The 22295-nt window shown below is 64.4% G+C and carries 20 protein-coding genes; all 20 read left to right on the top strand.

Going from position 1 to position 22295, the window contains the following annotated elements; translation table 11 throughout:
* Window positions 1-173 precede the first annotated feature (173 nt).
* The 20 genes from BMZ79_RS14790 to fumC all read left to right on the top strand — a co-directional run bounded on the left by BMZ79_RS14790 (window position 174) and on the right by fumC (window position 22209).
* Entirely contained in the window at window positions 174-1037 is an 864-nt protein-coding gene (locus BMZ79_RS14790; RefSeq protein WP_090641295.1) for a MurR/RpiR family transcriptional regulator, read from the top strand.
* 222 nt (window positions 1038-1259) lie between these two features.
* Window positions 1260-2174, top strand: coding sequence for an N-acetylmuramic acid 6-phosphate etherase (murQ, locus tag BMZ79_RS14795; RefSeq protein WP_090641296.1), 915 nt, complete (start codon window positions 1260-1262; stop codon window positions 2172-2174).
* A gap of 52 nt (window positions 2175-2226) precedes the next feature.
* Window positions 2227-3678 (top strand): ABC transporter substrate-binding protein, encoded by a 1452-nt coding sequence (locus BMZ79_RS14800; protein WP_090641297.1) that lies wholly within the window; start codon window positions 2227-2229, stop codon window positions 3676-3678.
* Between the two features lie 110 nt (window positions 3679-3788).
* Entirely contained in the window at window positions 3789-4694 is a 906-nt protein-coding gene (locus tag BMZ79_RS14805; RefSeq protein ID WP_090641299.1) for a carbohydrate ABC transporter permease, read from the top strand.
* A gap of 17 nt (window positions 4695-4711) precedes the next feature.
* Window positions 4712-5572 (top strand): carbohydrate ABC transporter permease, encoded by an 861-nt coding sequence (locus tag BMZ79_RS14810; RefSeq protein WP_090641300.1) that lies wholly within the window; start codon window positions 4712-4714, stop codon window positions 5570-5572.
* A 1-nt stretch (window position 5573) separates the two neighbouring features.
* A complete protein-coding gene (locus BMZ79_RS14815) occupies window positions 5574-6788 on the top strand; it encodes an anhydro-N-acetylmuramic acid kinase (RefSeq protein ID WP_090641301.1) in 1215 nt (404 codons plus the stop codon).
* A gap of 119 nt (window positions 6789-6907) precedes the next feature.
* Window positions 6908-7879 carry a GNAT family N-acetyltransferase gene (locus BMZ79_RS14820; protein ID WP_090641303.1) on the top strand — a complete coding sequence of 324 codons (972 nt, stop codon included), beginning with the start codon at window positions 6908-6910 and terminating at the stop codon, window positions 7877-7879.
* Between the two features lie 3 nt (window positions 7880-7882).
* Window positions 7883-8590 carry a PIG-L deacetylase family protein gene (locus tag BMZ79_RS14825; protein ID WP_090641304.1) on the top strand — a complete coding sequence of 236 codons (708 nt, stop codon included), beginning with the start codon at window positions 7883-7885 and terminating at the stop codon, window positions 8588-8590.
* On the top strand, window positions 8587-9726 hold the full coding sequence (locus tag BMZ79_RS14830) for an exo-beta-N-acetylmuramidase NamZ family protein (protein WP_090641305.1): 1140 nt from the start codon (window positions 8587-8589) through the stop codon (window positions 9724-9726). The genes BMZ79_RS14825 and BMZ79_RS14830 overlap by 4 nt, the downstream gene beginning before the upstream one ends.
* 22 nt (window positions 9727-9748) lie before the next feature.
* The gene (locus tag BMZ79_RS14835) at window positions 9749-11332 is read left to right on the top strand and encodes a glycoside hydrolase family 3 protein (RefSeq protein ID WP_090641307.1); all 1584 of its coding nucleotides are present in this window, start codon (window positions 9749-9751) and stop codon (window positions 11330-11332) included.
* A gap of 28 nt (window positions 11333-11360) precedes the next feature.
* Window positions 11361-12281, top strand: a complete 921-nt coding sequence (locus BMZ79_RS14840; RefSeq protein WP_090641308.1) for an N-acetylglucosamine kinase — start codon at window positions 11361-11363, stop codon at window positions 12279-12281.
* A 284-nt stretch (window positions 12282-12565) separates the two neighbouring features.
* Window positions 12566-13348, top strand: coding sequence for a hypothetical protein (locus tag BMZ79_RS14845; protein WP_090641309.1), 783 nt, complete (start codon window positions 12566-12568; stop codon window positions 13346-13348).
* Between the two features lie 556 nt (window positions 13349-13904).
* Window positions 13905-14642 (top strand): Bax inhibitor-1/YccA family protein, encoded by a 738-nt coding sequence (locus tag BMZ79_RS14850; RefSeq protein ID WP_090641310.1) that lies wholly within the window; start codon window positions 13905-13907, stop codon window positions 14640-14642.
* A 196-nt stretch (window positions 14643-14838) separates the two neighbouring features.
* A complete protein-coding gene (locus BMZ79_RS33615) occupies window positions 14839-15081 on the top strand; it encodes a hypothetical protein (protein ID WP_143088959.1) in 243 nt (80 codons plus the stop codon).
* 128 nt (window positions 15082-15209) lie between these two features.
* Window positions 15210-15974, top strand: a complete 765-nt coding sequence (locus tag BMZ79_RS14855; RefSeq protein WP_177222148.1) for an SDR family NAD(P)-dependent oxidoreductase — start codon at window positions 15210-15212, stop codon at window positions 15972-15974.
* Between the two features lie 135 nt (window positions 15975-16109).
* Window positions 16110-17243 carry a galactonate dehydratase gene (gene dgoD, locus BMZ79_RS14860; protein ID WP_090641312.1) on the top strand — a complete coding sequence of 378 codons (1134 nt, stop codon included), beginning with the start codon at window positions 16110-16112 and terminating at the stop codon, window positions 17241-17243.
* Window positions 17244-17646: 403 nt separating this feature from the next.
* Window positions 17647-19122 carry a protein adenylyltransferase SelO gene (locus BMZ79_RS14865; RefSeq protein ID WP_090641314.1) on the top strand — a complete coding sequence of 492 codons (1476 nt, stop codon included), beginning with the start codon at window positions 17647-17649 and terminating at the stop codon, window positions 19120-19122.
* A gap of 445 nt (window positions 19123-19567) precedes the next feature.
* Window positions 19568-20014 (top strand): HPP family protein, encoded by a 447-nt coding sequence (locus BMZ79_RS14870; protein ID WP_256252750.1) that lies wholly within the window; start codon window positions 19568-19570, stop codon window positions 20012-20014.
* Between the two features lie 240 nt (window positions 20015-20254).
* A complete protein-coding gene (locus BMZ79_RS14875; protein WP_090641316.1) occupies window positions 20255-20659 on the top strand; it encodes an acyl-CoA thioesterase in 405 nt (134 codons plus the stop codon).
* 173 nt (window positions 20660-20832) lie between these two features.
* Window positions 20833-22209, top strand: a complete 1377-nt coding sequence (gene fumC / locus BMZ79_RS14880; protein WP_090641317.1) for a class II fumarate hydratase — start codon at window positions 20833-20835, stop codon at window positions 22207-22209.
* Window positions 22210-22295 lie beyond the last annotated feature (86 nt).

Here is a 22295-nt window from a genome sequence, read left to right on the forward strand (position 1 = left end):
TAGATTTAAAATTTCACTATGAATTTTTGTTTTGAAATAAAATTTCTAATAAGGCAAACCCGGAACGCGCCGAAAGGTGACGCCGCGCGTCGTTTCTCCCTTGTGTTTTGCCATGAATCCGCTTAAGATAAGAGGGAATTCGAGAGGACAAACTAGGCGGGTAGGGACAGGACATGGCGATAAACGACAACATATTGATCAAGATTCGGGACATGAAGGACAGCATGACGCCCGTTGAGAGGCTGGTTGCCGATTTCATCTTGGAGAATACGGACGAAGTGCCTCATCTCTCCATCAAGAGCCTTGCCCAAATGAGCAAGACGAGCGATGCCTCCGTGCTTCGCTTTTGCAAAACGCTGGGTTACAGCGGCTACCGAAGCTTCATCGTCAGCATCTCGGCTTCGCTCGGCTCCAGGGACGAGGAACAGAAGGACCAATATACCGATATTCAGCCCGGCGACGACCTGCCCATCATCATCTCCAATATCGCCCGGAACAACATCAAGTCCATCGAGGATACGCTCAGCGTCATCGACCGCGACCAGGTGACGAAGGCCGTGAAGGTGCTGCGCGAGAGCAACCGGATCGTCTTCTTCGGCGTCGGCGCGTCGGGCATCGTCTGCCAGGACGCGGAGCAGAAGTTCAGCCGCATCAACAAGATGTGCCACGCCTACACCGACAGCCATAGCCAACTGACCGCGGCCACGCTGCTCGGCAAAGGCGACGTCGCGTTTTTCGTCTCGAACTCCGGCGACACGGTCGAAATTCTCGACGCGCTGGAGCTGGCCCGGAAGAACGGGGCGACGACGATCGCGATCACCAAGTACAACAAGAGCGAGCTGGCGGACAAGTCGGACATTCTGCTCAGCATCTCGACGCCGGAGCTGACGATGCGCAGCGGCGCCATGGGATCGCGAATCGCGATGCTGACGGTCGTCGACATGCTGTTCGCGGGCGTAGCCAGCGCCGAATACCAGCACGTGAAGAAGTACCTCGCCAAGACGCACAACATTCTATCGGGCAAGCACCGCAAATAGGCGCCGAACACCGGAAATAACGGGAAAACGACATGGGAAAGCTAGCGCTGGACATGTCTTTTTTTCGGCCTTGTCCAAAATTTTAAATCAAATAATAATTTTAGAGTAAAATTTTATTTCAGAATCTATTGACGGATATGGCAACTCGACGTAATATGGGACTTGAGAAACAGAAAGTGTGTTAGATAAACTAACATCACGACTTAAGGTAGGAGAATGGTTATGAACGAATATCTAGCGGGATTGACTACGGAGAAGATTAACCAGGACACGCTGATGATCGACGAATGCACGACCGAGGAGATGGTCCGGCTGCTCAACCAAGAGGACGCCAAGGTGCCGGCCGCGGTCGCCGCAGAAATTCCGCGGATCGCGAAGGCGGTCGATATTCTTCATGGGCTGCTGAAGAACGGCGGACGGATGTTTTACATCGGTGCGGGCACTTCCGGCAGATTAGGGGTGCTCGACGCATCGGAGATTCCGCCGACGTTCGGGACGGACCCATCGCTGGTGCAAGGATATATTGCCGGCGGGGATATCGCGCTGCGTGTCGCCGTGGAAGGGTTTGAAGACAATGCGGAGGAGGGGGTAGCCTTAATCGATCGCTGCGGCATTACAGAGAAAGACGCGGTGATCGGCATCTCGGCCAGCGGGAGCGCCAGGTTCGTCATCGCCGGCCTGAAGCGGGCGGCGGAGCTCGGCGCGAAGACGATCGGCGTCGTGAACAACAAGGACTCCAGGCTCGAAGCGGCGTGCGACGTCTGCATCGCGCCGGTCGTCGGCCCGGAGGTCATCATGGGCTCGACCCGTTTGAAAGCGGGTACAGCGACGAAATTGGTGCTCAACATGCTGACGACCTGTACAATGGTGAAATTGGGCAAGACCTACAACAACCTGATGGTGGATCTGAAGGCCAGCAACATCAAGCTGAACGACCGCTCGGTGCGGATCATTCAGACCGCGACCGGAGCCGATTCGGAAACGGCCGAACGAGCGCTTCGCCAAGCGTCCATGAATTGCAAGCTCGCCATTATGATGATCGTCACCGGTTTGGACGCCGCGGACGCGGAGCGGGAGCTGGCCCGCAGCGAAGGCAGCCTCAAGGCCGCCATCCGGAATTGCACGAAGGTCGGTTAACGAGATTTGATCAGGACATTCTAAAGCTGAATCCTTAAGGAGGATTATTCCTATGAAGACGAAATCCCGTGTGTTGGCATCCGTATTGGCTTTGGGTTTATCCGTGACGACGCTGGCGGCTTGCGGCTCCAATAACGGCGGCAACGAAGGCAGCGCGGGCAACGCCGGCGGCAACGCGGGCTCCGGCAACGCGGCCGAAGCGAAGGACACGATCACCGCGCTCCTGCCGCCGGTTTCGCCGAAGTACCAGGACAACTTCGAGCAGATGGCGAAGGACTTCAACGCGCAATATCCGAACCTGACGCTGAAGATCGAACCGGCAAGCTGGGAGGACATGACCCAGAAGCTCGACACGCAGGTCAACGCGGGCAGCCCGCCGGACATCGCGTTCATCGGCTCCGACGGCATTTCCAAGTACGTGCAGCAGGGCATGCTGATGGACATCAAGGACGCCGCGACGGCCGACATGCTCGCGGACTTCGATCCGGCGCCGATGGAATACATGAAGAACGGCGACGGCGTCTACGGCTTCCCGGCTTACATGGAAGCGCATGCGCTCGGCGGCAACAAGGAATTCCTGGAGAAAGCCGGCATCGACTACAAGGCGGTGCAGAAGAACGGCTGGACCTACGACGAGTTCCGCGAAGCCATCAAGAAGGGCGTCGTGAAGGAAGGGGACAAGACGTCCCGCTACGGCTTCGTGTTCGCGACCGCGGGCGTCGCGTCCAAGGACTATCTGAACATTCTCGTCAAGAACGCCGGCATGCCGAACGCGTTCACGACGGACAACAAATACGCGTACACGAGCAAAAACTACCTGGAAGTGCTGAAGGACATCCGCCAGCTGATCGACGACGGCTCCATGCCGAAGGAGCTCAGCTCCGTGGACGCGGGCAAGCGCTGGAACATGTTCCTGACGGGCCAAACGATGATCACGGGCAAGGGCCTCGCGACCTTCGAGAACTCCGCGAACCAAAACAACGCCAAGATCGACGCGAACGACGGCAGCGCGGTCAAAGGCAGCATCAAAACGGACTACATCGTGCTCCCGGTTCCGTCCTTCCTCGGCCAGCCGCCGGTCACGTCGGTCGCCGTCGACGGTTACGTAACGTTCCGCGGCAAGAAAGAGCCGTCCGCCGAGCATAAAGCGAACGTCGTCAAAGCGGCGTACTTCCTCGCGAGCGGCAAAGTCGCGGCGACCACGAACAACGACCTGTTCGTCGCGCATATTACCAAAACCGGCCGTACGGCAGCCGAAAGCATGACCGTCAACCGCAATCCGGACAACGTCGCCGCGGTCACGACGCTGCTGTCCCACGCGGCTCCGGCCCGTCCGGACATCCCGGTCGAGCTCGGCGCGAAAGCGATCAAGCTCGAAGACGAAGTCATCGTTCCGAAGCTGCAGGCGCTGCTGGCCGGCGAGCTTTCGCCCGAAGACATGTACGATGCCGTGAAGAAAGCGGCCGTCGACGCGTTCGGCGATGACGGCGTCGTGAAGGATTGATCGTCCTCTTCGGATAGCCCCTCGGATAGCCCCCTTGCGTCCAAGGCGGCTATCCGAACTCTTTTTATCCCGCATTCATTGATCCGATCGCCGAAAAGAGGTGCTGCCTTATGAACCAACCAACCAAGAGAACGTTCTTCAAACGCCGGCTGGAAAGCGACAACGGCTGGGGTTACGCCTTCATCGCCGTCGCGCTCGTCGTCTTCGCGCTGTTCACCGCCTATCCGGTCGCCAGCGCCTTCATCATCAGCTTTCAGGACTACAAGCCGCTCGGCTCCGCGTTCACCGGCTTCGACAATTACACCGAAACGTTCAAAGACGCCTTGTTCTGGAAATCGATCCGCAACACGATCGTGTATACCGTCCTGACCGTGCCCGTCGCGCTGCTGCTGTCGTTCGCGGTGGCGATTCTCATATTGCCGCTCAAGAAGTGGCTCCAAACGACGTTCAAAGCCGTCTATTATCTCCCCGCGGTCGCGTCCGGCGTCGCCCTGTCGGTCGTCTGGCTCTGGATGTTCGACCCGATGGAATCCGGAATTTTCAACCGGCTGCTCGGCCTGTTCGGCGTTCACAACCAGAATTGGCTCGGCTCCAGCAGCACGGCGATGTTCTCCCTCGTGCTCATGGCGTGGCTGTCGAGCCACGGCACGAGCATCATCATCTACTTGGCCGCGCTGCTCGGCATCGATACGAGCTACTACGAAGCCGCGGATCTCGACGGCGCGACGTTCCTGCAGAAGCTGCGCTACATCGTCGTGCCGTGCCTGAAGCCGACGACCTTGTTCCTGCTCGTGACGGGCGTCATCGGTTCCTTCCAGGTGTTCCAGAACGCGTACCTGATGACCGGCGGCGGCCCGGACAACGCGACCACGATGGTCGGCCTGCTGATCTTCAACAACGCGTTCAAATATTTCGAGTTCGGCAAGGCGGCCGCGCAGTCGCTGATCCTGGCGGCGCTCATCGCCGTCGTCGCGCTCATCCAATTTAAATTTTTCGGCAAAGAAGTGGAGTATTGAGGAAGGAGGCAACGCCGATGTCGCTGTACAAAAACTACCCGGACCGCAGCATGCCCAAGCGGTTCCGCAACGGCACGATCGTGGTGCTGCTCCTGCTGTTCGCGCTGGCCACGATTTTCCCGATTTACTTCATGATCATCTCGTCGCTCGGCGATCCCGTCGAAGCGGGCGCCATGAGCTACTCGCTGTGGCCGACCAAGATCTCGTTCGCGTCCTATAAATTTTTCTTCGATTACAGCGAGTATTCCCTCCGGTGGCTGGTCAATTCGCTGCTCGTCGCCGGCAGCGTCATGATCTCGAACGTCATCTTCGCCAGCATGGCGGGCTACGCGTTCTCCAAGGTCAAATTCCGCGGCCGGGCGTTCCTGTTCACGCTGCTGCTGATCGCCATGATGATTCCGTACCAGGTGACGCAGGTGCCGCTCTACATTCTGATCGTCAACGTCTTCGAGCTGCAGAACACGTATACCGCGCTGATCGTGCCGGGGCTCGTGACGGTCTACAACATCTTCCTCGCGAAGCAGTTCATGTCCTCGATTCCGAAGGAGATCATCGAGAGCGCCAAGATCGAAGGCTGCAGCCAGTTCCAAATCTACCTGCGGATCATCCTGCCGCTGTCGAAGACCGTGCTCGCGGTCATGGCGATCCTGACGTTCATGGACAGCTGGAACACGTTCTTCTGGCCGTTCCTCGTAACGAACACGATGGACATGCAGACGATCCAGGTCGGCCTCAAAAACTTCCGCTTCGCGAACACGACGTACTTCGCGCCGATGATGGCGGGCGCGACGATCTCCGCCCTGCCGATGTTCGTTCTGTTCTTCAGCCTGCAGCGGTACTTCCTCGAGGGCGTGACCGTCGGCGCGGTCAAAGGCTGACATGGCGGCGGAACGCGCGGAGACGCGCCAAGCCAGATACGTCGTCGGCCTGATGTCGGGCACGTCGGTGGACGGCATCGACGCCGCGGTCGTGCGGATCGCGGGCGGCCGGAGCGAAGACGGTCAAGGAAGCGGGGGGCCGGCCGCAGAGCTGGTCGCCTTCGCGAATACGCCCTTCCCGGCGCGGGTGCGGGAGGAGATCTTCGCGCTGTTCGACCCGGCGCGCGCGACGGTCGACCGGGTCGGCCGGATGAACGTCCGGCTCGGGGAGCTCTACGCCGAGGCGGCGCTCGCGGTCATCGCGGACGCGGGCTTGACGCCGGCGGACATCGCGGTCGTCGGCTCGCACGGGCAGACGATCTACCACGCGCCGGAGCCGTACATCGAGGACGGCCGCGACCTGCGCTTCACGGTGCAGATCGGCGAAGGCGCGGTCATCGCGGCGCGGACGGGCATCCCGTGCGTCTCCGATTTCCGCGTGGCGGACATGGCCGTCGGCGGGCAAGGCGCGCCGCTCGTGCCGTTCACGGAATACTTGCTGTACCGCGAGCCGGACCGGACGCTGCTGCTGCAAAACATCGGCGGCATCGGCAACATGACCGTGCTGCCGGCGGGCGGCGGCGCGGACGACGTGTTCGCGTTCGACACGGGGCCGGGCAACATGCTGATCGACGGCGTCGTGACGCGGCTGAGCGGCGGAGCGCGGACGATGGACGCCGGCGGCGAGATCGCCCGCGCGGGACGCGTCGACGGCGCGCTGCTCGAACGGCTCCGGAGGGAGCCGTACTACGCGCAGCCCTTGCCGAAGTCGACGGGCCGCGAGCGATTCGGCGCCGCCTACGTCGAGGAGCTGCTGGCGGATGCGCGCGGCCGCGGCATGGCCGACGCGGACCTCGTCGCGACCGTGACCATGCTGACCGCGTGGTCCATCGGCGACGCGTACCGGCGGTTCGTCCTGCCGAAGCGGGCGGCGGACGTCATGCTGGTCGGCGGCGGAGGGAGCTATAACCCGGCGCTGATCGGGTTTCTGAAGGAAGAGCTGGCGCCGCACGGCGTGCGGGTGCTCGTTCAGGAGGACGTCGGGGGCAGCAGCGACGCGAAGGAAGCGGTGGCGTTCGCGCTTCTGGCCGATTATGCAATCGCGCGGCGGACGAACAATCTGCCGAGCGTGACCGGCGCGGCGCGGCCCGTCGTCATGGGCAAGATTTCGTATTAGGGTTGCGGCGTCTTCGGTAAACGGCGCCCGCGCGCGGCGCGAAGCGCGCGGACGGCGCAGGGCTTCCCGAAGCGAAGACGCAGGCATCGCCAACTACCAGCGAAGCGGAGGGATAGCGAATGAGGATCGCCTCTTTCGAGCATCGGTTTGCCGATGGCATCGTCAAGCTGTGGAACCGGGAAGCGGTCAAGGAAGATTACAAGGAGTTGGACGCGGCGAGCTTCGATCGGATCTTCGCGTCCGATCCGCACTTCGATCCGGAGGCGGCGTTCGTGCTGCTCGGCGCGGACGAAGAAGTCGCCGGTTTCGCGTGCGGCGCGGCGGGCGACGACCTGCCGCTAGGCGACGTGGCGGGGTATCTCACGTGCATCGTATTGTCCGGCGCATACCGGAATGATGGCGCTTACACCATCCTGTTGGACGCGGTGGAGTCGCGCTTCCGGGCGCTCGGCAAGCGGCAGGCGGACGTGCTCTTCTTCAATCCGATGATGCTGCCGTGGTACGTGCCCGGCACGCCGAAGCACGAGCACAACAACGCGCCGGGCGTGCCGGTCGGCAGTCCGCTGCACGATTATTTGCTGCGGCACGGCTACGCGGAGCGGACGCAGGAGTGCGCGATGTACGTGAACTTGGCCGAATTCGCGTGGACCGCGGATATGACCGCCAAGGAAGCGCAAGCCGCCGAGGCCGGCTATGCGGTCGAGCTGTTCGGCCCGCGGCGGCATACGGGCCTCGAAGCGATGCTGGACGGGTTCGACAACCCGCTCTGGCGGCGCGAGATCGCGCGGTGCGCGGCGGACGGCGTGCCCGTCGTCGTCGCCGCGCGGGACGGGATCGCCGCCGGCTTCGCCGGGCCGGTCATCCGGCAGGCGAACGGGCGGGGTTATTTCGCCGGCATCGGGGTGCATCCCGACCATGAGGGGCACGGGCTCGGAAGCCTGCTGTTCTTCCGGCTGTGCGAGGCGTTCAAGGCGATCGGCACGGAATACATGTCGCTCTATACGGGAATCAAGAATCCGGCCGTCCGAATCTACGAGAAAGCCGGGTTCAAGACGGTCAAACATTTTGCGATCATGCGGAAGGAGTTTTAACGAATGAGCGAGCAGCGGTTGACGATATTGGCGATCGGCGGACATGTGGGCGACGCGGAATTGACGGCGGGGGGCGTGCTGGCGAGCCACTCCCTGAAGGGCGACAAGATCGCGACCTTGGCGCTGACGGCCGGGGAACGCGGCGTGCCGGCGGGACGCGACATGGCGGAGTACCGGGCGCAGAAGGTGCGGGAAGCGGAGCAATTCGCGTCGATGCTGGGCGGAGAGGCGATCGTATTCGACATTCCGGACGGCGAGTTGGAAGACAGCGACGAGATGCGGTACCGCGTCTGCGACGTCATTCGCCGCGTGAAGCCGAACGTGATTATCACGCACTTCAAGAACAGCATGCACAAGGACCATATGACGACGCACCGGATCGTCAATGACGCGCGGTTCTTCGCGGGGCTCGCGTCCTTCGAGCGCGGGCTGCCGGCGCACTTCGCCGCGAAGCTCTACTACGCGGAGAATTGGGAGGACGCGGTCGACTACAAGCCGTACGTCTACGTCGATTTCGACGAGGAAGCTTACGAGCTGTGGGTTAAAGCCGTCTCGCAGCACTGGTTCGTGACCGGCAGCAAGTCGTTTCCGTACCTGGAATATTACAAGCACCTCGCCCGCGTGCGCGGCATCGAGGCGCGGAAGCAGTACGCCGAGACGTTCATGGTGCCGGAGGAAACGATGCGCCTGCGCCAGGATTCGCTCGCATGATGCTGAACGGGATCGACCGGATCGGCGGGTATGCGGAGCTGTTCCGGGGGAAGCGGCTCGGCCTCATCACGTCGCCGACCGGTCTGAGCAGCGGGTTCGTCCCCACTATCGGCATCCTGCACGAACGCTTTAACCTGACGGCGCTCTTCTCGCCCGAGCACGGCGTGCGCGGCGACCAAGACGCGGGCGGTCTCGTGGAGGCGTACGCGGATCCGCAGACGGGCGTGCCCGTGTACAGTCTGTACCGCAAGGACTCCAAGCGGCTCGCGCCGGACATGCTGGACGCGGTCGACGCGGTCGTGTACGACATCCAGGACGTCGGCATCCGCTATTATACGTTTATTTATACGATGCTCTACGCGCTCGAGGATTGCGCGAAGGCGGGCAAGCCGTTCATCGTGCTCGACCGTTTCAATCCGCTGGACGGCGTGACGGTGGAAGGGAACGTGCTGAAGCCGGGGTACCGGTCCTTCGTCGGCAACTATCCGCTCGCGGTGCGCTACGGCTTGACCGTCGGCGAGCTGGCGAGGATGGCCAACGACGAGACGGGCTGGAACGCCGAGCTGCACGTCGTGCCGTGCGAGGGCTGGTCGCGGGAGATGCGCTTCCCGGAATTGAACCGCGTCTGGGTGCAGCCCTCCATGGGCATTCCGCGCTACGAGACGGCGCTGCTGTACGGCGGCACGTGTTTGTTCGAGGGAACGAACCTGTCCGAGGGCCGGGGAACGACGTTCCCGTTCGAGATCATCGGCGCGCCGTTCGTCGAGCCGCAGCGGCTGGCGGACGAGATGAACGCCAAAGGGCTGCCCGGCGTCCGGTTCCGGCCCGTCTATTACAAGCCGACCGCCTCGAAGCATCAGGGCGAGCTGTGCGGCGGCGTGCAGCTGCACGTGACCGACGCGCGCGCGGTACGGCCGGTGGAGACCGGCGTCACGCTGCTGTACGCGATGAAGGACAACTATGAAGAATTCGCCTGGCTGCCGCCGTTCAAGGAAGGGTCCCGGCCGTTCATCGACCTGCTCGGCGGCGACAAGCTCTACCGCGACGAGCCCGTCGACCTGCAGGCCATGCTGGAGCGGTTCCGGGAGGAAAGCCGCGAATTCGCGGACAGGAAGCGGGCGTACCATCTGTATTAGGGAGTAAGAGGAGGCAAGCGGTATGGAGGCAATCCCGTTGCGGGCGAAAATCGGCCAGCTGATCGTCACCGGATTTCCGGCGGCGGCGATGACCGGCGACCTGAAGCGTCTCATTGCGGACTACAAGATCGGCAACATCATTCTATTCTCGCCTAACGCGGCGAACAAAACGCAGCTCGGCGCGCTGTGCGCCGAACTGCAGCGGACGATCACGGCGGCGACGGGCCATCCGGCGCTCATCGCCATCGACCAGGAGGGCGGGCGCGTCGCGCGGCTGCCGGCCGACGCGTCGAACGCGCCGGGCGCGATGGCGATCGCCGCGACCGGCCGTCCGGAGAACGCGTACGCCGCGGGACGGCTGACGGCGCGCGAGCTGCGCGCGCTCGGCATCAACTTCAACCTTGCGCCGGTGCTGGACATCAACAATAATAAGGCGAACCCCGTCATCAACGTGCGGTCCTACGGCGACGCGGCGGAGACGGTCGAGGCGTTCGCGCTGCCGATGATGCGCGGCCTGCGGGACGAGGGCGTGCTGGCGGCCGTGAAGCATTTTCCGGGCCATGGCGACACGGCCGTCGATTCGCATCTCGGGCTGCCGGTCATCGAGAAGACCCTCGCGGAACTGCGGGAGCTGGAGCTGAAGCCGTTCCGCGCGGCGATCGCGGCGGGCGCCGAGGCGATCATGAGCTCGCATATTCTTTTCCCGCGCATCGAGGCGGAACGCGTGCCGGCGACGATGTCTAGGACGATCGTCACGGACCTGCTGAAGCGGGAGCTGGGCTTCGACGGACTCGTCGTCTCCGATTGCCTCGAGATGGACGCGATCAAGCGGTATTACGGCACCGCCCGCGGCGCGCTCGGCGCGCTGAAGGCCGGCGTGCATCTGCTCTTCGTCAGCCACACGCCGGCGCTCGTCATGGAAGCGTCGGAGCTGATCGAGCAGGCGGTGGCGTCCGGCGAGCTGGCGGAGTCCGTCATCGACGACGCGCTCGCCAAGGTGCTGGCGGTTAAGGCGAAGTATGTCGCCGCCAGGGAGCCCGGCGGAGAAGCGGAGCTCGCCGTCGTCGGCAGCGACGTTCACCGCCGCGCGGTCGCGGCCATGAGCCGGGAAAGCATCTGTCTCGTCGCCGGCGTGGTTCGGACCGTGCGCAAAGGCGGCGGCGATGCGTTCTTCGCCGGCAGCCTGCCCTACCGGACGGACCAGGCGTCGAGCCGGGCGAAGGCGGGGCTGTCGTTCCCGGCCGCGATGGGCGCGGCGTTCGAGGCGCCGCACGCCGAGATCGGGATCGATCCGGACGAGGCGGAGATCGAGCGGACGCTGGCGCTGTCGGCTGGCTATGCGCATGTCGTCGTCGGGCTGTACAACGGGCGCGAGAATCCCGGGCAGCTGCGACTGATGGAGCGGCTGGCCGCAGGCGGAAAGGCCGTGACGGCGGTCGCGCTCGGCAAGCCGTACGACCTCGAGACGCTGCCCGCCGGCGTATGCGGCCTCGCCGCTTTCGAGTACACGCCGCTCGCGCTTGATTCGCTGATTACCGTCTTGGGCGGCGACGCCGAACCGACGGGGCGGATTCCGCTCGCGGGCTTCGCAGGCGCTTCGCGGTAAACGGACGGGAAGGAAGGACGTGGGCAGGATGAGATACGTGGCCGGAATGGACGGCGGCGGAACGAAGACCGCGGTGACCGTCGCGGATGAACACGGACGCGCGGTGCATCGGTTTACGTCGGGCGCGATCAATTATAACGGGCAGGACGAGGCGAGCATCCGGCAGAGCTTTCGGGCGATCATGGCGGAGATCGCGCAAGCGTGCGGCGGGCTCGGGCATCTCGCGTACGTCTGCGTCGGCGCGGCCGGCGTGAGCAATCCCGCCGTGCGGCAGCGGCTGACCGCCGACGTCCGGGAATGCGGCTATGCCGGCGGCCTGCTCATCACCGGCGATCACGAGACCGCGCTCTGCGGAGCGCTGGACAGCCCCGTCGGCATGATTCTGATCGCGGGCACCGGGTCGATCTGCTTCGGGCGCGACGCGGCCGGCCATACGCACCGGACCGGGGGCTGCGGTTACTTGATCGACGACGAAGGCAGCGGCTACAGCATCGGCCGGGAGCTGCTGACGGCGGCCGCGAAGGCCGGCGACGGCCGGATTCCGCCGACCGTCGTCACCGGGCTCGTGTACGAGCGGCTCGGGGTAACGTCGGTCCGCGAGCTCGTCGGGTTCGTGCACGACAAGCGCACGAACAAGAAGGACGTCGCCGCGCTGGCGACGCTGCTCGCGCCGGCATGCGACGCCGGCGACGCCGCCGCGCTCGCGATCGTGAAGAAGAGCGCCGCGGCGCTGCTCGAGCTCGTCGGGCCGGTCGCGGAGCGGCTCGCGATGCAAGGCGGCCGGCTCGTGCTGGCCGGCAGCGTGCTGCTGAAGAACGCGTACGTGCGCGACGCGTTCGAGGCGCTGCTGGGGCAGGCGTATCCCGGGATGCGGTGCGTGGCCGCCCCGGCCGACGCGTCCGAAGGCGCGGTGCGCATGGCGCTGCTGGCGCTGAACAACGATCAGTAAACGGGAAAGCCGCCGGCGGATGCCGGCGGTTTTTTCGCCGATGGCTGTTGTGTCCGCACGATTCGCGCCACGCGCGGTTCGCGCCGCGCGCGGGTGCGACGCGGGCGGCGCGATAAACCTGCCGCCGCGGCAGAAAGGGATTTGCATGCGCTTTCGTCGAATACTAATCAATGAACGCTGGATGAACGCCGGGTGGACGCGTAACGCTAGCGCCCGATATCGGGCATGCAAGCCCAAAACGGGTGTAGGAACGATGAAACGATTTCCTAAAGGAGGCGATCGCGTTGCTGCTGGGCAACATTCGCAAATTGCCGGGCTATCCGCTGCTGGTCGGTCTGCCGGTGGCCCTCGACGGGCTGTCCGTGCTTGCCGGCATTCTCATGAACGGCTTTCAAGGCAGTCCGCACATGACGTTCAAGCTCGCCTTTCAAATGGGCATGCCGTCGGTGAGCGCCGTGACGGAGCAGCGATTCATGGCCGGCACCGTGCAGCTGGGCGCGGGCGGCGGCTTGCCCGCCGGAAGCGCGGCGACCGCGCTGCTCGTCCTGCTCCTCTTCCTGCTCGTGCAGGCGTTCGTTCAAGGCGGCTACATCGGCCTGCTGCGCGACGCGGCATCGGGGCGGCCGCTGACGCTGGCGGCGTTCCGCGCTTACGGCGCGCGGTACTTTACGCGGTTTTTGCTGCTCGATCTGCTCGTGCTGGCGGTCATCCTGGCCGGCGGCGCCTTGGCCGTGCTGCTGTTCCGCGGGGTCGGCGCCGTCGTGAGCCTGTTGGCCTTCCTTATCCTGCGGGTCTGGTTCGTCTATCTGGAATTTACGCTCGTCGCCAAAAACTGCGGCATTCGCGAAGCGTTTCCCCTGGCGCTGGGGTCGTTCAAACGGCGCACGCGGTCGACGACGAGCCTGATCGTCAAGGCGGTGCTCTTGAACGTCCTGTTCGGACTGCTGGTCAACGCGCTGTGGGTGTCGTTTTTCTTCTTCCTGCTCTTGTTCCTGTACGATTATATGTTCGCCGGGGTGCAGCTCGCGTTCATGGAGGAATACGAGCGGATCGAAAGGGGCGGCTAAGGCTGGACGCTGAGGGGCAGGCTTGGCGCGAGATTGCCAAAGGCCGGTGAATTTGGGGACGGGGCAGGCTTGGAGCGAGCGCGTCAGAGGCCGGGGGCTGGGACTCATCGAAGATGGTGTCCTTGCCGACATGATAAGCGCCGAGCGCTTCCGACCCGGTACCGGCGCACGATGGCGTCTCCGGCCGGCAAGCGGACAAGAGATCCGTTATTTGCGCGTTTTAGGCTCTTTTTCACGTTTGACGGCCATACGTTCCGCTATTCGTCCGATTGGATGCCGGGGACGCGCCGATGCGGATCAATAGAGGCTCCTGTGTCCGCCCAACTTTCGAATTCCCGCTTTTGTTGGAGATAACGGCTCTCGTGTCCGCCTAAAGCACCGAATGGGCGCAAGAGGGAGATGGAGTAACCTTCAACGGTGGGTAAGTGCGCCGATTTCGCCCCGAGCTGCCATCTCGCTGCCTAACAGCACGCTCGTCTTTATAAAAAGGTATAGCGCCTACCGGGACGGGCATATGCTATAATTAGGAAAAATTAACCGATGGGGTGGTTCTTTTATGCTAGGCCGAAGCGGCAATCCAACCTTGAACGACAAGACGTTCGACCGGCACGGGTCCTATTCCGGATCCGGCCGCATGACGATCAACGGCACCGTGAACAAAACGTTCATCACGCTCGCGGTGCTGCTGGGGGCGGCGTTCGCCGTCTGGAACCAATATTTCAAAGGGCTCGACGTCGTGCCCTACGCGATCGGAGGGGCGATCGGCGGTCTGATCTGCGCGCTCGTCATCAGCTTCGCGCCGCGCACGGCGCCGTTCCTGGTGCCGGTCTACGCGGCGCTCGAAGGCGCGTTCCTCGGCGCGCTAAGCGCGCAATACGAGTATGCGTACGGCGGCATCACGATGCAGGCGGCGCTGATAACGGTCTGCGTGTTCTTCGCGCTGCTCGCGGCGTACAAGACGCGGATCATCCGGGCGACCGAAAACTTCAAGCTCGGCGTCTTCGCGGCTACGGCCGGGATCGCGCTCGTGTACCTGGCCAGCTTCGTGCTGGGGCTGTTCGGCGTCAACGTGCCGTATCTGCACGACAACAGCCTGATCGGCATCGGCATTTCGCTCGTCATCGTCGCCGTCGCGGCGCTGAACCTCGTGTTGGATTTCGATTTTATCGAGCAAGGGGCGGAACGCGGCGCGCCGAAGTACATGGAGTGGTACGGCGCGTTCGGGCTCGTCGTGACGCTGGTCTGGCTGTACGTCGAAATTCTCCGCCTGCTCTCGAAGCTGCGCAGCCGGTAACCGGCCGCGAGCCGGCCGGCAGCTTCACACGGGACGCCATCTGCGGATGCGCGTCCCTTTTTTGCATGCTTCTATCTATGGACACTCCCGTCTGCAGTGGCATGACCGGAATCCCGCCGATCAAGAAGAAGGGGGGCTAGATCGAGCAAGCTCAATCTAGCCCCGCGCCGGAAACCGACGAGGCGTTCTAACCCGCATGGAAAAATTGCAATATGAGATCGCCGGCTTGCTGCGGGCGACAGGAATCCCCGACGGCCATGTCGTATATAGAGCCTACATGCCCGCACACAGCTTCGCGATCGGCCGGCCGCAAAACGTGCCGACCCGGCTGGCGGCGGAGGCGGCGAAGACGAAACAAGCGAAGCCGGCAGCGGCAAAGCATGAGGCGAACCGAACGTCATCATGGCCAGTCTCGTCATCGCGACCGTTCCGCTCATGATCATCATCGTCTCATGCCAAAGGCTCATCGGGAAGGGCGTGCCGTTCACGGGTTTGAAAGGCTAGCGGCGGGTCCGGCCGAGTCCGGACACGGCACGATGAAAGCGCTTCGAAAGGGTGGGATGGGGTGTGGAACGGAAAGTGGCATTGGTAACGGGCTCCGGCCGGGGCATCGGCCGAGGCATCGCGCTGGCGTTCGCCCGCGCGGGCTACGACGTGTGCGTCAACTATAACCGCAGCGCAGAGCTGGCGGAGGCCGTCGTGCGGGACATCCGCGCGCTCGGCGCGCGGGCGGAGTCGGTGCAGGCGGACATCTCGACGGTGGACGGCGTGGACCGGCTCTTCGCCGGCTTCCGCGAGCGGTTCGGACGGCTGGACGTCAGCGTGGCGAATTCCGGCATTACGCGGATGCGGCCGTTCTTGGAGACGACGCCGGAGCTGTACGACGAGGTGATGAACACGGACTTGAAGGGCCTGTATTTCTGTTCGCAGCGGGCCGCGCGCCTCATGGCGGAGCAGGGCACGAAGGGCGTGCTCGTCCACATCAGCTCCAACCACGCGGAAGGCACGTGGTCGAACGCGACGGTGTACGCCGCGGCGAAGGCGGCGGTCAACAAGCTGACGAAGAACATGGCGCTCGACCTGGCGGGCCGCGGCATTCGCGTCGTCGGCATCGCGCCGGGCTACACGCAGCTCGCCGAACCGAAGGACGACGAGCAGCGCGCGCGGGTCGCGAGCATCGCTTCGCGCATTCCGCTCGGCCGGTTCGCGACGACCGGCGAAGTCGGCGAGGCCGCCGTCTTCCTGGCCTCCGACGCGGCCGGGTACATGACGGGGACGACGGTGTACATGGACGGCGGCGCGCTGCTGCCGGTCTGGGCGGAGCGCGGGTAAGGCGCGGCGGTCCGGGATCGGACCGGACCGGACCGGCCGGGCGAACAGCACGAATCGGCAGACGAACGGTTGACGAACGGATGAACGCCGGGCGACGAAGGATGAATCCAACACTCGCAAGAGGAGAGAACCGTTATGAAAATCACCGACATGAAGCTGTATCACGTGAAGCCGCGCTGGCTGTTTTTGAAAATCGAGACCGACGAAGGCATCTCCGGCTGGGGCGAGCCGATCGTCGAAGGCCGCGCCTTGACCGTCGCCACCGCGGTGGAGGAGCTGAAGCGCTACCTGGTCGGGCAGGACCCGCTGCGCATCGAGCACCATTGGCAAATCATGTACCGCGGCACGTTTTACCGCGGCGGCCCGGTGTTGGTGAGCGCGATCAGCGGCATCGAGCAGGCGCTGTGGGACATCAAGGGCAAGTTCTACAACATGCCCGTTTACGAAATGCTCGGCGGCAAAGTCCGCGAGACGGTCCGCATGTACAGCCACTGCGGCGGCGAGACGCCGGAGACCATCGCGGCGAACGCGAAGAAGCGCATGGAGCAGGGCTTTAACGCGATCAAAATCGGCGTCGACGCGCCGGTCCGCCAAGTGGATTCGCTCGCCTTCGTGGAAGGCGTCGTCGCGAAGTTCGCGGCGATCCGCGAAGCGGCCGGCAGCGGCCTCGACATCGCCATCGACTTCCACGGGCGCGTCAGCCCCGCGATGTCGATCCGGCTCGCGGCCGCGCTCGAGCCGTATTATCCGATGTTCATCGAGGAGCCGGTGCTGCCGGAGAACGTCGACGCGCTCGTGCGCGTCGCGCAGTCGACGAGCATTCCGATCGCGACCGGAGAGCGGCTCTTCACCCGCTGGGGCTTCCGCGAAGCGCTGGAGAAAGGCGCCGTCGCCATCGTCCAGCCGGACCTGTGCCACGCGGGGGGCATCTTCGAGGGCCGCAAAATCGCCGCGATGGCCGAGATGCACTACGCCTCCGTGGCGCCGCACAACCCGCTCGGGCCGATTTCGCTGGCTTCTTGCCTGCAGCTCGACGCCTGCACCCCGAATTTCCTCATCCAGGAGCATCCGTCGATGGCGGAGAAATGGGATCTCGGCGAAGGCTACCTGAAGCGCCCGTTCGTCGTGGAGAACGGCACGATCGCCGTGCCGCAAGGTCCCGGCCTCGGCATCGAGATCAACGAAGAAGCGCTGGTCGAGCGCGGCTACGCCGGCGATTGGGATACGCCGCGGCTGGCCTACGAGGACGGTTCGTTCGCGGAGTGGTAGGCGCGGCCCGCGCTTCGGCGGGAAATGGCGGCCGTGCGCCGGACATCGCCGGATGGATGAACATCTCGGCGAGAGCAAAACCGCGGCGATAGCATGGTGGACGTAAAATGCGATAAATACGAGGACGTAACCCGCGATAGAATCGAGGACGTCATCGTATGGACGATAAGCCTTTCCCGGGGGGGGGCGGCGCCAAGCGGCCGGCCCGCCGGGAACGGCTTTTTGCCGCGTTCCGGCGGCCTTCCCGAAAGGAGCGCAGAGGCGTTAGCCGCCGAGCGCGATCTCGCCCGGCGCAAGAGCCGGCCGGGCCGCTTTTTCGGTTTTGCGCCGGGGCGCGCCTTGCGGGCGAGGAACGGGTATAATAAGGGAACGATACCGACGAACGCAGGAAGAAGGAGATCGCATGACGAAGGAACACCAAACGACCGCTGCGGCGGGATGGCATTTCGACAACAGCTACGCGCGGCTGCCGCGCGCGTTTTTCGCCGAGCAGGCGCCGGCGCGTGTCAGCGCGCCGAAGATCGCGCTGTTCAACGCGCGCCTGGCGGGGGAGCTCGGCCTTGATGCCGAGGCGCTGAGCGGCGGGGAAGGCGCCGAGATTTTCGCCGGCAACCGGATTCCGGAAGGGGCGCAGCCGATCGCCCAGGCCTACGCGGGCCATCAATTCGGGCATTTCACGATGCTGGGGGACGGGCGGGCCGTGCTGCTCGGCGAGCAGCTCGCGCCGGGGGGAGCGCGCTTCGACATTCAGCTGAAGGGCGCCGGCCGGACGCCGTACTCCCGCGGCGGCGACGGCCGCGCGGCGCTCGGCCCGATGCTGCGCGAGTACGTGATCAGCGAGGCGATGCACGCGCTCGGCATCCCGACGACGCGCAGCCTCGCCGTGACGACGACGGGCAACGCCGTCATCCGCGAGAGCGAGCTAACCGGCGCGGTGCTGACCCGCGTGGCTGCCAGCCATCTGCGCGTCGGCACGTTCCAATACGTCTCCGCCGCGCGGCCGGCCGGGGAACTCAGCATCCTGGTCGATTACGCGCTGGAGCGCCACTATCCCGATCATGACCGGGAAGACAACCGCGCCTTGGCGCTGCTGCGCGAGGTCGTCGCCCGTCAGGCCGCGCTCATCGCGAAATGGCAGCTCGTCGGCTTCGTCCACGGCGTCATGAACACCGATAACATGGCGATCAGCGGCGAGACGATCGATTACGGGCCGTGCGCGTTCATGGACGCGTTCGACATGGCGACGGTGTTCAGCTCGATCGACCGCCAAGGGCGCTACGCCTACGGCAATCAGCCGCAGATCGCGGCGTGGAATCTCGCGCGGCTGGCGGAAGCGCTGCTGCCCGTGCTCGCCGAGGACGAGGAGCGCGCCGTGGAGCTGGCCGAGGAAGCGATCGCGGCGTTCCCGGAGCTGTACCACGGCCGCTGGCTGGCCGGCATGCGGGCGAAGCTCGGCCTGTTCGGCGAAGAAGCGGAGGACGAGGCGCTGGTCCAGGATTTGCTCGCGCTGATGCAGCGGCACCGCGCTGATTACACGGATACGTTCCTCGCGCTGACGCACGGGCGGACGGCCGGTTCGGCGCTGCTGGAAGCGGCGGCGTTCGCCGAGTGGCGCGAGTCGTGGCAGGCGAGGCGCGGCAGGCAGGCGGAATCGGCGGAGGACGCCGAACGGACGATGCGCGCCGCCAATCCGGCGGTCATCCCCCGCAACCACCGGGTGGAGGAGGCGCTCGCGGCGGCCGAGCAGGGCGATTACGGCGTGCTGGAGCGGCTGCTCGCGGCGCTTGCGGAACCGTACGCCCATGCGCCCGGGCAAGCGGCCTTCGCAGCGCCGCCGGAACCCGCGGCCCGCCCGTACCGGACGTACTGCGGGACTTGAGGTTGTATGCGGCGATGAACGGAAGAGCCGGGCGACAAGGATGGGGAATCGAGGATGGGGCGACCGCGGGAACGGGCGGACGCGGCAGCCGTTTATTCGGCGTCCAACGGCGCATCGGAAGGTTGAGCGGCCCTAGGTTCCGCTGTCGGAGTAACGCTCGCGTAGGTTGGCGTCGTGTTCGGCAACTAACCGCGTCTGTGGCCGCTAGGCGCCGAAACGACGTCCAAACGCCGCTTTAGCGGATTTCCCGTCCGCACGGCTCGGTCGTGCAGGCCGCTTCGCGGGTCTGGATAACACCGATGAATTTACCATTGACGCGGGGGACAATCTGATTTACGCTCGTAAAAGTGTGATTTTCATGTCAGGTTTATCACGGTGACTTTTAACGGGGGAAAGGATTGTTGCGCAAGTGGTCATTCGGTCGGTCGGCCTCGGTTTGTATATAATGTTCGTGTACTGGCTTTCCTCGCATTCCCCGGGGATGCACATGCTGTTCTTCCCGACGCTCGGCGCCTTCGGGTTTCTGTTCATTACCCGTTCCCCGCGAATGCCGGAGCTGTTCGGCATCGCCGGAGGCGCGGTGCTGTCGGCGGCGGTCGGTACGGCTGCCTACGCCCTTCACGGCGGCATGGTGTCCCTATTTTGCAGCACGCTCGTCATGATTTGGCTCGTTCGCGCGCTGAAGCTGAACGCCCCGCCGATCATCGCCGTGGCGCTCATCCCGTTTTTCGGGCATCCCGATAAGCTGTGGGTCGCGCCCGCTTCCGTCGCGGTCTCGATCGCCGGCCTGCTCGCGGTTATGGGATTGGTCTACGCCGTGGAAGCGCTGTTCGCGCGCGTTCAAGCTTCCCTGCCGCTCCGGCAAGGCGTCCAAATGGATGCCGATAACTGAACCGTCCGCCCGAAACGCCGCCGCCCGCGGCGTTTTTTGCGTTTGCGGCACGATGCGCCGTCCCGCCCGATTATACGTCTTCCGGCATCCCGTCCCGCTCAGAAACGCACGCCTTCCGGCGTCACGTGTCCTCTCCGGCGCGTTCGCCCTAAGCCGGCTTTGACATCCGGCGCCCCTCGCGCTAACATAGGTGGCAATCGGGCCGGAACAGAAGACCGGCCGCGAAGGAGCGTGGGAAGCATGGCGGGCGTCAGCCTGGAAATCGTGGTCCGCTCGACGGAAATCGACGTCAACGGCCACGTGAACAACGCCAAGTACTTGGAGTATCTGGAGTGGGGCCGGGAGGAATGGTACGAGCGCGCGGGCTTGGACTACGACGCGTTCGGCGCCCTGGGCATCCAGACGGTGACGGTGAACGTCAACATCAATTACCGCAAGGAATGCCGGCAGGGCGACCGGCTGACGGTGACGACGGAGGCGGAACGGGCGGGGAGAACGAGCTACGTCCTGAAGCAGGAAATCGTCAACCGGGCGGGAGAGCGGTGCGCGGACGCGCTCGTCACGTGCGTGACGATGGACGCGGCCTCGCGGACGAGCCGGCCGCTGCCGGCCGCGCTGCGGGCGCTTTTCCCGGCGCAGCCCTAAACGCCGTCCGTATCGCATACCCTGAAATAGGCAATCATGGATAGAGGCGGCGCATGGTGTTTCATGCATCGCCTCTTTACTTGAAATAACGGATGTATGCCGCGCGGGCGACCCGGACAAGACAAGCGGCCGGGAAGCGAAGCGGCCATTATAAAGCGGAAGGGGCAAGGACGATGGAGTATCGGATCGAGAAGGATTCCATGGGCGAAATCAAGGTCGAGGCGGATCGGCTGTGGGGCGCGCAGACGGAGCGAAGCCTCCATAATTTCAAGATCGGCACGGAGAAAATGCCGCGCGAGCTCATTCGGGCGTTCGCGTATTTGAAGAAGGCGGCGGCGGCCGTCAACGGCGGGCTCGGCAAGCTCGACGAAGCCAAGGCGGGCGCGATCGCGGCGGCGGCGGACGAGATTCTCGCGGGCCGGTGGGACGGCGAGTTCCCGCTCGCGGTCTGGCAGACCGGCAGCGGCACGCAGTCGAACATGAACGTCAACGAAGTGATCGCGCGCCGGGCCGGCCAGCTGCTGGCCGAGGCCGGCCATGACGCGAAGATGCACCCGAACGACGACGTCAACCGCTCGCAGAGCTCCAACGACACGTTCCCGACCGCCATGCACGTCGCGGCTCTGATCGCGGTCGAGGATACGGTGCTGCCGGCGATCGCGCAGCTCAAGGAGACGCTCGAGCGCAAGCGCGACGCGTTCGCCGGCATCATCAAGATCGGCCGCACCCATCTGCAGGACGCGACGCCGCTCACGCTCGGCCAAGAGATCGGCGGCTGGGTCCGCATGCTGGAGAAGGCGGAGCGGAACATCGGCGCGGCGCGCGAGGAGCTGCGCGAGCTGGCCATCGGCGGCACGGCCGTCGGCACGGGGCTGAACGCGCCGGCGGGGTTCGGCGAGAAGGTCGCCGAAGCGATCGGCGGCTACGCGGGCAAGCGCTTCGTCAGCGCGCCGAACAAATTCCAGGCGCTGACGAGCCACGACGAGCTCGTCTTCGTGCACGGCGCGTTCAAGGCGCTGGCGGCGGATCTCATGAAGATCGCCAACGACGTCCGCTGGCTGGCGAGCGGCCCGCGCTGCGGCATCGGCGAGCTGCGCATTCCCGAGAACGAGCCGGGCAGCTCCATCATGCCGGGCAAGGTGAACCCGACCCAGTGCGAGGCGCTGACGATGGTCGTCTGCCAGGTCATGGGCAACGACGCCGCGATCGGCTTCGCCGCGAGCCAGGGCAATTTCGAGCTGAACGTGTTCAAGCCGGTCATCATCCACAACTTCCTGCAGTCCGCGCGGCTGCTGGGCGACGCCATGCGCTCGTTCGACGAGCACTGCGCCGTCGGCATCGAGCCGAACCGCGAGGCGATCGAACGGTACTTGAACGAATCGCTCATGCTCGTGACGGCGCTGAATCCGCATATCGGGTACGAGAATGCCGCGACCATCGCCAAGGCGGCCCACAAGGAAGGGCTGACGCTGCGCGAAGCGGCCGTCCGAAGCGGCCTGATCACGGCCGAGAAGTTCGACGAGGTCGTGCGCGCGGATACGATGATCTGACGGAACGCGGCAACGCGTATACGCTTTAAAGCGGTAAAAAATTGTTTTGCGTTCATGGCGAATTTCAAGTATGATGGAAAAAAAGT

Origin of the sequence: Paenibacillus sp. UNC496MF (assembly GCF_900113915.1) — a bacterium.
GTDB lineage: Bacteria > Bacillota > Bacilli > Paenibacillales > Paenibacillaceae > Paenibacillus_Z > Paenibacillus_Z artemisiicola.